The organism is Streptomyces sp. NPDC086549 (assembly GCF_044746205.1).
GTDB lineage: Bacteria > Actinomycetota > Actinomycetes > Streptomycetales > Streptomycetaceae > Streptomyces.
Genome location: NZ_JBIVBS010000034.1, coordinates 1 through 13,613 on the forward strand (window position 1 = coordinate 1; position 13,613 = coordinate 13,613).

11 protein-coding genes and 4 pseudogenes are annotated in these 13,613 nt (G+C 69.2%); 4 read left to right on the plus strand and 11 right to left on the minus strand.

What is annotated here, in order from left to right:
• Positions 1-94: 94 nt before the first annotated feature.
• Together ACIPSA_RS48765 and ACIPSA_RS48770 are read right to left on the minus strand one after the other, a co-directional pair.
• A pseudogene (locus ACIPSA_RS48765) lies at positions 95-292 on the minus strand (transposase); the annotation flags it as partial.
• A gap of 58 nt (positions 293-350) precedes the next feature.
• The gene (locus tag ACIPSA_RS48770) at positions 351-935 is read right to left on the minus strand and encodes a GNAT family N-acetyltransferase (protein ID WP_402648070.1); all 585 of its coding nucleotides are present in this window, start codon (positions 933-935) and stop codon (positions 351-353) included.
• Positions 936-1,364: 429 nt separating this feature from the next.
• Here ACIPSA_RS48770 and ACIPSA_RS48775 point away from each other — a divergent pair.
• Positions 1,365-1,466 (plus strand): annotated as a pseudogene (locus ACIPSA_RS48775) (IS5/IS1182 family transposase); the annotation flags it as partial.
• 165 nt (positions 1,467-1,631) lie between these two features.
• Here the strand turns inward: ACIPSA_RS48775 and ACIPSA_RS48780 are convergent.
• The 4 genes and pseudogenes from ACIPSA_RS48780 to ACIPSA_RS48795 all read right to left on the minus strand — a co-directional run bounded on the left by ACIPSA_RS48780 (position 1,632) and on the right by ACIPSA_RS48795 (position 4,441).
• On the minus strand, positions 1,632-2,030 hold the full coding sequence (locus ACIPSA_RS48780; protein WP_402648072.1) for a hypothetical protein: 399 nt from the start codon (positions 2,028-2,030) through the stop codon (positions 1,632-1,634).
• Positions 2,027-2,347, minus strand: a pseudogene (locus ACIPSA_RS48785) (IS5/IS1182 family transposase); the annotation flags it as partial. The pseudogene ACIPSA_RS48785 and the gene ACIPSA_RS48780, both read right to left, overlap by 4 nt.
• Before the next feature lie 23 nt (positions 2,348-2,370).
• Complete coding sequence (locus ACIPSA_RS48790) at positions 2,371-3,336, minus strand: SMP-30/gluconolactonase/LRE family protein (protein ID WP_402648074.1); 966 nt, start codon at positions 3,334-3,336, stop codon at positions 2,371-2,373.
• Positions 3,337-3,517: 181 nt separating this feature from the next.
• Entirely contained in the window at positions 3,518-4,441 is a 924-nt protein-coding gene (locus ACIPSA_RS48795) for a helix-turn-helix domain-containing protein (protein ID WP_402648077.1), read from the minus strand.
• A gap of 139 nt (positions 4,442-4,580) precedes the next feature.
• On the opposite strand from ACIPSA_RS48795, the gene ACIPSA_RS48800 reads away from it, so the two are divergent.
• Together ACIPSA_RS48800 and ACIPSA_RS48805 are read left to right on the plus strand one after the other, a co-directional pair.
• Positions 4,581-5,120: an SRPBCC family protein gene (locus ACIPSA_RS48800; protein ID WP_402648080.1), complete on the plus strand. Its 540-nt coding sequence runs from the start codon at positions 4,581-4,583 to the stop codon at positions 5,118-5,120.
• Between the two features lie 10 nt (positions 5,121-5,130).
• Positions 5,131-5,913 (plus strand): hypothetical protein, encoded by a 783-nt coding sequence (locus ACIPSA_RS48805; RefSeq protein ID WP_402648082.1) that lies wholly within the window; start codon positions 5,131-5,133, stop codon positions 5,911-5,913.
• A gap of 31 nt (positions 5,914-5,944) precedes the next feature.
• Here the strand turns inward: ACIPSA_RS48805 and ACIPSA_RS48810 are convergent, their stop codons facing one another.
• Positions 5,945-6,820, minus strand: coding sequence for an IS5 family transposase (locus tag ACIPSA_RS48810; RefSeq protein WP_402648169.1), 876 nt, complete (start codon positions 6,818-6,820; stop codon positions 5,945-5,947).
• Between the two features lie 80 nt (positions 6,821-6,900).
• On the opposite strand from ACIPSA_RS48810, the pseudogene ACIPSA_RS48815 reads away from it, so the two are divergent.
• Positions 6,901-7,904, plus strand: a pseudogene (locus ACIPSA_RS48815) (IS5 family transposase).
• A 19-nt stretch (positions 7,905-7,923) separates the two neighbouring features.
• Here ACIPSA_RS48815 and ACIPSA_RS48820 read toward each other — a convergent pair.
• From ACIPSA_RS48820 to ACIPSA_RS48835, 4 genes are all read right to left on the minus strand, one after another.
• Positions 7,924-9,579 (minus strand): DUF2637 domain-containing protein, encoded by a 1,656-nt coding sequence (locus tag ACIPSA_RS48820; RefSeq protein ID WP_402648085.1) that lies wholly within the window; start codon positions 9,577-9,579, stop codon positions 7,924-7,926.
• Positions 9,580-9,665: 86 nt separating this feature from the next.
• A complete protein-coding gene (locus ACIPSA_RS48825; protein WP_402648088.1) occupies positions 9,666-12,380 on the minus strand; it encodes a hypothetical protein in 2,715 nt (904 codons plus the stop codon).
• Positions 12,377-12,958, minus strand: a complete 582-nt coding sequence (locus tag ACIPSA_RS48830; RefSeq protein ID WP_402648090.1) for a hypothetical protein — start codon at positions 12,956-12,958, stop codon at positions 12,377-12,379. Before ACIPSA_RS48830 ends, ACIPSA_RS48825 begins: the two co-directional genes overlap by 4 nt.
• 148 nt (positions 12,959-13,106) lie before the next feature.
• A complete protein-coding gene (locus ACIPSA_RS48835; protein WP_402648092.1) occupies positions 13,107-13,259 on the minus strand; it encodes a hypothetical protein in 153 nt (50 codons plus the stop codon).
• Between the last annotated feature and the right edge of the window lie 354 nt (positions 13,260-13,613).

The window sequence follows — 13,613 nt, forward strand, 5'->3', positions numbered from 1 at the left end:
ACCCGTCGAATACGAGATCAACTACTACCGAGCAACCACGAAACCCCAGGTCGCAGCCACAAAGTAGAGTCTCGATCAAACCCGGAACGGTTCAGACTCCGGAGCAGCCCACAGTCTCGGCGGGCACATCGCGCCACGCGACACCGGTCCGCAACACGTACATGACGCCCGCGAGGGCCGCCCTGTCCGGAACGCGCAACCGCCCGGGGTAGCGGCGGCGCCGTTCGGGAGTGGGCGGAAGCAGCGGAGCCACGCGCTCCCACAGGTCATTTGAAACAAGATCAGCACGCACGCGGACACCCTGCCGACCAAGATCGCCGAGCGCAAGGTCCGAGGCTCAACTGAATTGGTCAGAAAGGCTGGTGGGCGTAGATCTTGCGCCACTGGTCAGCGGTGCCTCGCTCGCTCATCCCGGCGGCCCGGTAGACGCTGAGAGCGCCGGCAGAGTTGTGGGTGTCGACGTCGACGCCCACGCTGTGATGGCCACGGTCCCGGAGGAGCCGGAAGACGGTGAGCAACAACTGCGTGCCGATGCCGCGGCCGCGGTAGGCATCGAGAACTCCGAGCCAGGCGATCCATGCGCGCTCCGACGGGTCGCGAGCGATGACAGCACCCGCACAGACCCCATCGACCTCGGCCAGCCACCACAGGGCCGCGTCGTAGCTGCCGCGCTGTCGCTGGGCACGGTCAAACTCGGCGAAGGTACGCCGCCGGTGGTTCCAGTGCCCGGCCAGCGCGTCCTCCAATACAGAGTGGACGGCGCGCCGGTCCTGGTCATCGGCAGCGACGCGCAGTCGCACACCGAGGGGTGGCTGAGCCGGTTCGGGGAACTCGGTGGTGTCCAGGTCGACTCTGAGGCGCGTGTAGCTGTGCACGATGCTCCAGCCCTCGGCGGCCATGAGGTCATGGGCCGGGCAGTTGGGCAGCTGAAACATGGTCACGGGGGTGTTGGGGTGTGACACGTCCCGTAGCACCCACTCGTCGAGCAGGTGAAGCAGTGCTCGAGCCGTGTCCGTAGCGCCGTCTGCGGGTGCAAGGATCAGATGGGCCCGGAGTTGGCCAGCCTGCGGTGCCGGATGCAGGGCGACGAAGCCACTGAGCCGACCCTCCTTCGACTCCACGACCATCGTCCGCGACGCCACATCCAGGCCGGGGCTCGCGAGCAGATCACGCACGTCTGCTCGCGTCGTCTCCCGGCGCCCGATTGCGGCGTGCTCGGCGCAGCCGAATAGATCGAAGATCGCCTCGATGTCAGACTCGTTGACGGCTCTGCAATGCACACGGGCACCGTCGCAGGAGCGTGCAGTTGTTCACAACCGATATTTGTCGTTGACTATCTCGGGGACCCGACCCAGCATCGCCCACGGCTCCGCACCCGCTACGAACGACAGGCCGACCTCCACCAGGGCGTGCTCGAACTGGCCTGCTGCCTCATCTGCCTCCGTCGCCTGGGCACCTCATTCTGAAACGATCAGTTAGCCGCGGCGCGAGCCGAATTCGCGTTGGCGACCGCGTTGAGACGGGCTAGATGCGCACATTGCGATACTTCGCCCCCGTAAGTGGCGGTTCGTAAGGTGATGATCGTTCCTGGCTGAGGTGGGGGCAAGGACGCTGGTGGAGGTTCTGTCGGGCTATTGCTTCCTGGCAAAGTTGCCGGTGTCGGCCTCGGTGAGGATCCCGAGTTTGACCAGGCGTTTCAGCTTGGCGCGGGTGCCTTCGACGTTCTTCGGCAGCAGTTCGTGGCCGAGGACTTCGCAGACGTCCTTGGCCCGTAGCGGCTCGGTCGCGTGGTTGAAGGCGGCGAGGATGCGGGGGTAGTCCGGGTGCTCGGGCAGGTCCGGCGCAACGGCCGGGAGCCGGTCGGCGAGGGCGGTGACGGTCTTGCGGGTGATCGTGAGGTGCTCCAGGTGCGTCTCGGCCTCCCGCAACCGGGTCTGCCGGTCGTCGATCTGTGCGCGGAGGTTGTCGGCCAGGGCCCGGGCGGCGTCTTCCTGGAGGTCCAGGGCTTCGAGCAGGGGCTGAATGTTCACGCTGCCACCACCTGCGCCACGCGCCAGGTGGGTGCGTTCGCGCCGGTGAGGCGTCGGGTCATCACGTGAGTCATCGCCCAGTAGACGCGGGAGGCGGAGGAGGAGGGGCGGTGCTCGTAGTCACGGACCAGGCGCCGGTGCAGTATCAGGATCCCGTAGGTCTGCTCGACCCTCCACCGCTTCGGCTGCGGCACGAACCCCTTGTCCTGCGGGTTGCGTGCGACGATCTCGACGTCAATTCCCAGGCCGACGCCATGCACGACGACCTGGTTCTTGAAGCCCTGGTCGACCAGGGCTTTGCGGACGGTTCCGCCGGCACTCGGGTCGGTGCCCGCGGCACTCAGCGCTTCAGGTGGACGCGGAGCAGGTTGGGGTCCTTGCCGGTGAGGTAGGCGGCGCTCGTCACATGGACGGTGTCTCCACGCACAGCAAGGGAGGTGGGGTTCTGCAAGCCGTCGGCCGGGGTCAGCACGATGGAGTGTCTGCCGTCGGGCTGGACGAGCGTGACCTGGCTCGTACCGTTGAGGGTGGCCAGCAGCTGGTCGCCGCGCCCGGTGAAGGCGAAGTCGTCGATCCCCTGCAGGCCGGTGGCCTCGGTCCGGACCCGGCCGGCGCAACCGTCTGGGCGGATGGGGATGCGCAGGATCGTGCCCTTGTCGAGGTTGGTGGCCCAGACCGCACCCTTGTGGATCTTCAGGCCGTTGGCGCCGAGGAAGCCGGTGGAGGCCAGCTCGGGGGCGGTGGACCAGGCGGTGGGGGTGCCGCCGGTGGTGCGCACCCTCCAGATGGTTCCGAGAGCGGAGTCGGTGATGTAGAGCATGCGGGTGCGTGCGTCCAGCGCCAGGCCGTTGGGCAGGCCGTTCGCGGGGAGCGCGGCGATCCGCTGCGGCTTGCCGCCGGGGCGCAGGCGCCACACGCCGGTCAGGTCGGCGGTACCGGTGGCGTACAGGAAGTACAGGGTGCCGTCGTGGGCGCGGACGATGCCAACCGTCAGCGGGAAGCCCAGCACCGGGGTGTGGATGCCGCCGTCGGCGGGCTTGGGCAGGGTCGCCAGGATCCGGGTGGTGCCGTCGCGGGAGACCTTGGCGACCTGGCGGCCCGCGGCGAAGGTGACATACGCGTCGCCACCCGGTGTCAGGGCTATGTTCTCCGGTGTCTGGCCCTTGGCCAGGTCGAAGTGCACGGACACTCGCGGGCCGCTCAGCGGCGCGGCACCGGTCGAGGCCGGGCTGAGCACTGCCGCGCTGGCCGCGACCAGGACGGCTGACGCCGCCGAGAGAGTGAGCAGCTTCTTGTTGCTGGACATGGTTCCTTCATTGGTTTCGGCCATGCGGCAGCCGCACGCCGATGCATGTGTGTGACTGGGTGAGAGAGGGTGGTCCAGGGCTGGGCAACCATGTGGCTGCTCGGCAGCGGCTGGTGGGCCGTGCCCGGCGGATGCGCCTGAATATGCGCGGGTGCGATGTGGCGGGCGTGTTGTGTGGGTGTCAGTCGGTGAGCAGTCGAGATCCCGGCAGCGCCGGGTCCGCCGGGCGGGGTTCTTGCGTCACGGGCCGGGTGGTGGACGGTGCGGTGGCCTGGGTGAGCAGGGTCAGTGCTGCACGCGAGGGCGAGTCCGCCTCCGTGGTGGCGACGACGACAACGGGGCCGGGCCCGTGGCTCAGGGTCTGCTGGATGACGGTGAGAGTTCCGACCAGTGGGTGCCGCATCTCATAAGCCGCGACTGTGCACGGCTTGACCCGGTGGTCGGCCCACATCGACGCGAACTCGGTGCTTTTCGAACCCAGTTCACCCACCAGCGCGTGCAGCGCACTGTCCTGCGGGTGCTGGCCCGCCACGAGCCGCAGATTCCCCACCACCGCCCTGGCCTTACTGGGCCAGTCCGCGTACAGCTCGCGGGTGTGGTGGTCGAGAAACACCAGTCGGGCCATGTTGGGACGCTCACCCACGCTCACCGGGGCGTCGGGGTCCAGGTGTCCGGCGAACAGTGCGTGGCCCAAGCGGTTCCACGCCAGCACGTCGCTGCGCCGGCCGAGCACGACCGCGGGAACGTCCTTCAGGACGTCCAGCAACTGACGTGCCGCCTCGGTCACGCGCTCCGGCGCGGGCCGCCGGTTCCGGGGGCGATGCCGGTCCGCCTGGGCCAGGTCGTGCAGGTGCAGCCGCTCGGACTCGTCCAGCTGCAGGGCTCGGGCGATCGCGTCCAGTACCTCGGGTGAGGCGCTCTGCGACTGGCCCTGCTCCAGCCGCGTGTAGTAGGAGACGCTCACGCCCGCCAGCTGTGCCAGCTCCTCGCGCCGCAGACCCGGCACGCGCCGGCGCTCGCCGTAGGTGGGCACTCCGACATCCACGGGACGCAGCTGGGAACGCCGCGTCCTCAGGAAGTCTCCGAGCTGTGCTTGTCCGTTCATGGCTCCGAGTATCGACCCGTTCAAAACGCCTTGCCTGCCCCGGATGTGGATAGGAACGGGCGGGCCTGGCTACCGGGCGACACCATCGGTGAAGTGGGTACTGCCGATCCGGCATCCCACGTACCCCCAGGAGCACGCTTTGAGCGCCCCCACCAGCGAACACGACCCCATCGAGACTCCGGACGCAGCCGACTACGCCTTCACCAGAAGGGTATGGGTCGACGCCGCACCCGCCCGCGTCTACGACTTGGTCAGCGACGTGTCGGCGATCAGCCGATGGAGCCTCAACGCGAGCGACGTCGCCTACGACCACGGTGCCGGGCCCCGCGTCGGCGCCTGGTTCAGCGGCCGCAACCGCAAGGACGGAAGGGAGTGGACCACCCGCTCCCAAGTCGTGCGAGCCGAACCCGCCACCGCATTCGGCTTCGTCGTGGGCGGGCACGAGAAGGGCATCGTGCAATGGGGCTGGACCTTCCATCCACAGGGGCGCGGCACCATCGTCCAGCAGTCCTGGCAGCTCCTGCGCCTCGACCCGGTCCTGGGCACGACCCGCGCGGACTTGGACGCGCTACGCCGCTACATGGAAGACAGCGTCGAAACCACCCTGGCGTCCCTGGCCCAGTGGATCGCGGAGGATCGCCGGCCACGCGAGACCACCGACGGCCATTCCTCCTCCTAGGGCCTGTCCGATGAGTCAGGAACAGGGACGTCCACCCCGGCTGCCACGGGGGCGCTTTAATGCCCAGGTGGTGAACTGGACGCAGATGCACGACTGCTACGGGGATGTCGATCGCGTCCCCGCGCTTCTGGAACGGGTGGAGCTCGAGGACAACGCCGAAGCGTGGGAGGAACTGGGATATCGGCTGGTCCTCGAAAACGACCTCGTCTTCCCCGCCAGCTTTGCCGCCCTGCCGGGCCTGGTGCGTCTCGCCTCGAGGAGCGCACGGGCGCGTGGACTGGCCGGGGCGATCCTGCGAGGTGCGGCAGGACACCACGGCTGCGACGATCTGCTGGCGGACTGCGCCGACGCGATCGCGGAGTTCCGCAAGCTGCTGGACCGGCACCTGCAATTGCGGCCGGTCGACTACTTCGCGGCCTTCCTCGATCTGCTTGCGGCCAAGGAGGAGTACCACTGGAGTGCCGTCCTGGGGGACTTCACGGACGACTTCTACCACTTGGCCTGCCCCCACTGCGCCGTGGAAGTGACGTTCGCCATCGGGGACTACGGGCGCTATTCAGCGATCCGGGACTGGAACCTGGGCGACGTGGACCGTCGCGGCCTGCGGCCGGCGTCCTTCGAGGAGCTCTCCGGCACCGGCCGTTGGATGCACGAGACTGCCGTCCGCGACGGACACGAGGCACTCGCCGACGGAATCGCCCACCTCTTCGGCAAGGCCGAATGCCCACACTGTGCCAGCGTATTCAACATCGCGGACGAGTACACATCCGCCAACCGCCCTGTCCTGCGGTAGACAGGGTGAATCGGAAGTAGGCGGGGAGGGCTCAGGAGCGGAGCCACAGCCGGATCGCAGTGACGGTCACCGTGCCGTGAAAGACGTAAGCCCGTTTGTCGAACCGAGTGGCCACGGCGCGGAAGCCTTTGAGGGCGTTGATCGTTCGCTCGACCTCGTTTCTGCGGGCATACCGGGCTCGGTCGAAGCCGGGGGGCCGACCGCCCTTGCTGCCGCGCTTTTGCCGATGGGCCCGCTGGTCTCGGCGCTCGGGAATGGTGTGCTTGATCTGTCGGCGTCGCAGATAGCGGCGGTTGCGGCGTGAGCTGTACGCCTTGTCGCCGCTGAGGTGGTCCGGCCGAGTGCGAGGACGCCCGCCGGCCGGGCGCGGCACACGGACGCGCTCCAGCACCGGGATCATCCGTGGCCCGTCGCCTGCCTGCCCCGGTGTGATCAGCACGGCCAGCGGCCGCCGCCCGCCTTCACCCACCAGATGAATCTTCGTGGTCAGCCCTCCCCGGGAGCGGCCCAGCCCTTCGTCGTCCCGATGATGAACGGGCCGACTCCGCCGACCGGGGAGGCGCGGAGGCTGCTTCCGTGCACCGGCCGCGTGCTGGTGCGCCCGGCAGACCGTCGAGTCCACCCCCGCCATCGTCCAGTCCAGACGGCCCTCGATATCGGCGTCGGCCTGGACGGCCCGCAAGATCCTGTCCCACGTGCCGTCCGCCGACCACCTGCGATGCCTGTCATGCACCGTCTTCCACTTGCCGAACCGCGTCGGCAGGTTCCGCCACGGGATGCCGGTCCGTTGCCGGAAGAGAATGCCGTTGAGCACCACACGGTGGCTCTTCCACCGCCCGCCCCGGCCTGCGTTGAGGGCGTGAAGTGCGTCCTGGTCGAGCGGCTGTCGGCAGGCGACGGGCCGCAGCGTCCTAGGGCGCGTATCGAGTCGTGATCAATCTATCGATTCGCCCTCGCGATGAGGCCTGGACCGGTAGATCTTCTTCCGTGACGCGAGTGCAACTGAGGGATGTGGAATGGGAGTTCATCGGGCCGTACCTGCCGATCGGCGAGTACGGCCCGTATCCCGAGCGGCTGCGACAGCAGTTCGAAGGGGTGATCTGGCGGTTCAGGACCGGCGGGCAGTGGCGGGAGATGCCGAAGGAGTTCGGCGCCTGGTCGACCGTCCACAACCGCTTCCGGCAGTGGCGTGACGCCGGCGTCTTCGAGGCTCTGCTGGAGGGCCTGATCGCGGAAGCCGCGAAGCGAGATGAGGTGGACCTGTCCCTGGTCAGCATCGACTCCACCACCGCGCGCGCCCACCACGACGCGGCCGGGATGCACCTTGGCGAGGACGTCCTCACCGCCCTGGAGAAGGCTGCCGCCGAGGCGGAGAAAGCCAGGTCAAAAGGGGCAGCCTCGAAGAACAAGACGGACAGGACGCCGAGGCCGATCCCGAGCGCGAGGAGCGACGACGCATCCGGCGCCGGCGAAAACTCCGGCTGAAGGCCGCCCTCCTGGGACGCTCCAGAGGCGGGCAGACCAGCAAGGTTCACCTGGCCGCCGACCGCAAGTGCCGCCCGCTGGCGTTCGTGCTGACCGCGGGGCAGGCCGCGGACAGCCCGCAGTTCATCCCCGTGCTGGGGAAGATACGGGTCCGCGGCCCCGTCGGCCGCCCCCGCAGCCGGCCGGACGCGGTCGCCGGGGACAAGGCCTATTCCTCCCGCGGAAACCGGGCCCACCTGCGTAGACGCGGTATCAAGGCAGTGATCCCGCAGAAGAGGGACCAGGCCGCCAACCGGAGGAAGAAGGGCTCCGCGGGCGGTCGGCCCGTCAGCCACGACGCCGCCCTCTACAGAGAGAGGAACACCGTCGAGCGCCTGATCAACAAACTCAAGGCCTGGCGAGGCATCGCCACCCGATACGACAAGACCCCGGACAGCTACCTCGCTGGCCTGCACCTGCGCGGCTCGGTGATCTGGATCAAGGACCTCACTCGGACCACCAATTGATCACGACTCGATACGCGCCCTAGCGGTCTTGTCGGAGTGCCAGCCAGCGGCGTTCGAAGGTCTCGTGGTGTCGTTTGAGGTCTGCTTCCTCGATCGGTCTGTTGTATTGGCCGGTGATGCCGGATTGTGCGAGTTGAGTGGCGACCTGGGCGAGGTTCGGGTTGTCTGTGCTGGCTTGGTGCTGGGCCCAGACGGCGTAGATGCGGAAGCCAAGCAGGTAGCGGGCCAAGGATTTGGGTTTGACTGGTTGGCCTCTTCTGTCGAGTACTCCGTGGTGGGCAAGGTGGGCTGAGAGTTCAGTCGTGTCTGGTTCCCGGCCGTGTTGCTGTTTGAAGCTGTGCCAGCCTGCGTAGTACCGGTCCACGGTGGTCGGTCGGGGGGCGTCGGCCTGTCTGCGGGCACGTGCGCTTGCCGGACGGGATGGCTGAGGAGCAGCCGCCAGACCGTGTAGGGGCGGCCGGGGTTGCCCGGCGTTGAGGCTGGAGGCGGCCGGTTCACCGGAGTTGGCGGGGTGCTCGGGCTCCTGGTGGTCCGCCTCGACGGACGCGGCGGCACGGTTGCCGACGTCGTGGCGGGTGCGGATCGTCCGGTCCGGCGTGGGGAGGCTGTCGGCGTTCTTGGGGGCGGGCTGCTCGAGCGGCTCGGGCTGCTGTCGGTTGTTCGGCTCACCGTGTACGGGTTGGGGGCCGTGGCCACCCTGAGGGTTGGTTTGCTCGCGGGCCTGGAGCCAGCAACTTTGGCCCGGTGCCTGTTGGTATTCCGGTTGTCTGGTGTTGTTGCTGGTTGGATTGGGGTGATGCCGGTTGGGAGGTGCAGATATGCCCGCCTGTGCCCCGGCGGTACGGCTCCCCGCATCTGCGGCGTCTGGTTCGGCTGAGTGCGCCTCGGGCGGCTCCCGCGTGCCCGTGGTGGCGGGTGCGGCCTGCGGCGGTGCCGCTGGTGTCAGGACTGGTTGGATGCCTGCTGCTGTGAGGCCTGCCGGGGCCGTTTCCGCGAGGGGGATACCGTACCTCGCCAGCCTCAGGGGCATCAGGGACTCCACGGGAGCCTTGCGGCGCCAGGCGCGGCCGAAGCGGGCGTGGAGGCGGGCCTGGTAGACGAGACGTTCCTGCTCCAGCTTGATGACCTGCTCGTAGGAGCGGAGCTCCCACAGCTTCATCCGGCGCCACAGGAGGAAGGTGGGGAGGGGGGAGAGCAGCCAGCGGGTGAGGCGGACGCCCTCCATGTGCTTGTCGGCGGTGATGTCGGCGATGAGGCCGATGGCGTGCCGGGCCGCCTCGACGGCGACCACGAACAGGATCGGGATCACCGCGTGCATGCCCACGCCCAGCGGGTTGGGCCAGGCGGCGGCGCCGTTGAAGGCGATCGTGGCCGCCGTCAGGAGCCAGGCCGTCTGGCGCAGGAGCGGGAAGGGGATGCGGATCCAGGTCAGGAGCAGGTCCAGGGCGAGCAGGACGCAGATGCCCGCGTCGATGCCGATCGGGAAGACGTAGGAGAAGGTGCCGAAGTCCTTCTTGATCGCCAGGTCGCGGATGGCTTGGTAGGAACCGGCGAAGCCGATGCCGGCGATGGCGAGGGTGCCGGTGATGACCGTGCCTGCCACCGCACGCTGGGCACGGCTGAGGAATCTGGGAGTGCCGGGGCTGGCCGGCGGGGCGCTGTCTGCTGGGCGCATTTGGGCGGGCGCGTGCTGTGCGGGTGTGGGGTGGGGGTGGGGCATGCGCCCCCGTACCGGCTCGAAAAGTGGTGGTCGGGTGCGGGTCATTGCTGGTGAGCCGGTTTCGGACCGCTGTCGTGGAGGAGCTCGTTGATGAGTTGTTCGGTTTCTGGTTCGAGGGGGCAGTTGAGGGCGGCGTTGATGCGCTGGATGCGGGTGATCGCTGTGTGGAGACCTGACCGGTTCCCCGCCGTGGCTTCGACTTGCATCCACGCTCTGTAGAGCCCTTCAGCGCCCTCGTCGACGTCGAGTCCGGTGGCGATGGCTTGGCGGGCGAGGGTGAGGTTGTGGTGGGGGCCGGGTGGGGTGCGGTGGGTGGCGACGGTGTGGGCGATGTCCGTGATCCGGGTGGTCATCTCTTGCTGGTGGGGTTCGGCCCAGGGCAGCGGCCGGGGCCCGAACGGTTTTCCGCGCACGAGACCGAGGGCTTCTTCCAGGTCGGGCAGGCCGGCCGGCCCTTTGGGCAGGGCGTGTTCGGTGAGGTGGAGGAAGTGGGTCCAGTCGCAGCGGATGTGGGGGTGGAGTCGGTAGGGGTCGTCTGCTGTGCGGCGGCGGGGGACGTAGGGGTTGCCGTGGGAGTCGGTGCCGAGGGCGCGGCGTAGTTGGTGGAGGCGGGCGTTGAGGGTGGTGGCGGTCCAGGGGGTGGTGGGGTCCATGTCGGTGCACAGGGCCTGGGCGGTGCGGCCGGGGCGGAGGTAGAGGAGGGCGGCGAGCTGTGCGGTTTTGGGGCCGTGTCCGGTGTGGGGGACGCCATCGACTTCGACGGGTCCCAGAACGCGGATTTCGGGCGCGTGCGGGTCGGGGGTGTTTCCTACTCCCATTGCGTTTGCGCCTGTGTAGTCCGTCTGGCCGGGCGCGTGGTGGTGGGCGTGGTCCCCGGAGGTGTGTGGCGGCCTGGCGGTGGTGGAGGCCTTGGCCGGGGCTGCCTGGCTGCGGCGCTGTCCGGTGTGTGTGAGGTGGGGTGCGGGCGGCCCGGTTGCGGCGGCCAGCAGGGCCGGGAACACCACGTCCACGTCGTTGGTGCCGGCGCGGCCGACGGGTTCTGGTTGTCGCGGTGTGCCGCTGCGGTCATCGTCATCGGCAGGACCGTCTGCCGCGGATCGTGGCTGGTGGCCGGCCGGGGCGGGCGCCTGCGCCGTGACGTTCGATTCCGGCCGTTCGGCTGCCGTCTCCTGGCGCGGCTCGCCGACCAGTGACTGCGCCTGCTGCCTTCGGCCGCTGCGGCCGAGGGCGGTGGTGATCTGCTGGTAGGCGGCGTGGTCGACGCGCTGGAGGGTGATGTCGGCGTTGATGAGGTCGAGGTGCTGTGGCCGGTCGGTGGAGGCGTTGAGGACCGGTGCGTGGGGGAAGTACGGCCGGGCGGTGGAGGCCGGCGCGATGAGTGTGAGGGGGAGGGAGCGGGCTGTGTCGATGAGGTCGGCGAGTTGGTGGGCGGTGTCGGTGTCGAGCGTGGTGGCGGACAGGATGAGGCAGGGCGGGGGGTGGGGGGCGGGGTGTTGGTGTGCGTCGAGGAGTCGTTCGGTCAGGTCCTGCAGGGCGCGGGCGGGGTGGCTGGCGTGGCTGATACGGCGTTCGGGGAGCAGGTCGGGCAGTTGGTCGCCGAAGCCGATGGTGAGGAGGTCCGCGCCGTCGGCCCAGGGGCTCATGGCGTGTTCCAGGGCGAGTGCGGTGCACACCTGCGTGATGTGCGCGGGGTCGCCGTCCAGCAGGAGTGCGGGGAGTGGGGCGAAGTTGAGCAGGGCGAGGGTGTCGCTCGTGGTGTGGCCGAGGGGGAGCAGGGCCGGGTAGGGCGCGGGCACTTGACCGGCGTGTTCGTCTTCCAGGAGTGGTGCGTCGGCGGGCAGGTGACACCATCCCTGCGCGTCGACCTCGGTGAATGGCGGGTGGGGGTGTGCGGCGGGATCGTCGGGCAGGACCTGCACGGTGTGGGGGCCGATGAGAGCGGCCCGCAGGCCGGGTAGCTCGCCGTGTCCTTGCTGGGCGATGTGGTGGGCGAGGGTGCGGAGGGCCTGGTTCAGCCGGTTCGCGGCGTTCGGCTCGGCAGCGGCGGCCGATAGGCTCTCCTGCTTTGGCCCTTTGGTCACGGGGCCGGTCTTCGGGCCGTTGTGGCGGCGTCGTCGTTGGATGCGGCGGATGGTCAGAGTGCCAGTGATGAGGGCGGCGAGGAGCAGGAAGGCGCCGAGAGCTTCGTACAGCATTGACGGCTGGGTGGGGGAGGCTGCCGGTGTGGGCGACGCACCGCCTGAGGCGGAGGGGGAAGGCGTCTGGGAGGGGGAGGGCCCGGCGGGGGCTGGTACGAAGGCGCTGGTGCTGGGTTGCGGGGCCGGTGTCTGGCCGTCCGGCGCAGGCGCGTGGCCGGGCGCGCCGGCTGACGCGGTGGGGGTGGCTGTGCTGGCTGTGTGCGTGCCGGCCGGCGTGTGCGCCAGGCTGCCGTTGCCGCCGGATGGATCGTCGCCCGGGTGCCGGCTGTGGTCGCTGAGGTCCTTTACTGCTTGGCGCAGTGCGGGGGTGGGGGAGGTGAGGGCGAGGATTTTCGGGTCGGCGAGGTGCGCTCCGGGGCTCAGGGCGAGCGAGGGTGTGGGTGAACCCGCCTGGGAGCGCGGGGTGGTGGTGGATGCTGTGGAGCCGAGTGTGCAGGCACAGGCGGTGGTGGGAGCGGGGCGGGCGATGTCGGCTGCGACGAGGAGGGCTGCCAGGGCAGGTACGAGTAGAAGCCGAGCCACCGTGCGGGTGGGCAGGGGTGTCATGGTGCCGCTCACGTGGTGAGGGTGAGGGTGGCGGACTCGAACAGGGGCATCTCGAAGTCGACGCGCGTGGTGCTCGTGGGTGGTGCGGGGAACTGCATGAACACGGCGACGCTTTCGCCGCCTTGGAGTTGGGACAGGCCGGTGGTGGTCAGGGGGCGTGCGTCGGTGTCGCGTAGGACGTAATAGCGCTTGCCTGCGGTGAAGTCGACGAGGGTGGCTCCGGCGAGAGACGGGCCGTTTTTGAGGACGGCGGTTTCGTTGCCGCGCAGTTCGGCTGGGACGACGACCAGGCCGGTGCCGGTGTTCTTCAGTGTGCCGCGGACGGTGACGGCTCCTACGGGGGCCCGGCGGGCGGAGGCGAGGGTCAGCTGCAGGTGGTGCTGGCCGTTCAGGACGGCTAACGGCGTGTTCTGCCGTCCTTGCTGGGTACGCGGCGGTGAACCGTGGGCCGTTGCGGTGGAGGACGCCGCCACCGTGCGCTCCTGCGGTGTGCTGTCGCGTGAACAGCCGGCTGTCCCCAGTACGAGCCCGGCTGCGATCGTCAGTGCGGTCAGCCGTGTGCCGGGGGCTGTGGGGGGCCTGGTTGTCATGACGCGGCGGCCTTTCTGTGAGCCGGGAGGCGTGCGGCGGACTGGATGGAGGAGCTGGGGTGGGGTCGGCGCGCGTCGGTGTCGCGGGGGTGGGGCCAGGTGCGCGCTGGGCCGGTGTGCGGGGGCGGAGTGGGCCGGTCGTCGCGGGTCATCGGGGGGTGGTGGGGCGTGGCCAGATGGTGATGACGTCGCCGTCGAGGGTCACGTGCCGGTGGGGGAACTGGCGGCGTACCAGGGTGAGGTCGTCGAGGTCGAAGTCGCCGGCGGCGGTGGCCACCCAGGCGTCACCGATCCGGGACACGTCCCGCGCGCAGGCGGGCCACACCGGCCCCGATAAGTCTTCGGTTGTGTGAATGTGTGCAACTGGATGGTTCATTGCGTGTCCTCGTCGATGCCTGTGACGGTTGCTCTTTGGCGGGTTCATGCATGCTTTTGAAGATACGGTAAGCGTTCGCGTGAGCAAACTTCAAGGAGTTTGGGGAACTTGGAGAACTGCTGTGCCTCCCACGGTTCTTGTTGCCCAGGCGTGCCTGGTGACGCCGGGGGCGGCCGTGGTCCGGTGGTGCGTGGAGCGCTGTGACATGGACGTGCACGATGGGCCGTGCGCCGGCCGTGCGCCGTGCAGTGGTCCGGAGCCTCGTGGCTGCGCCCCTGC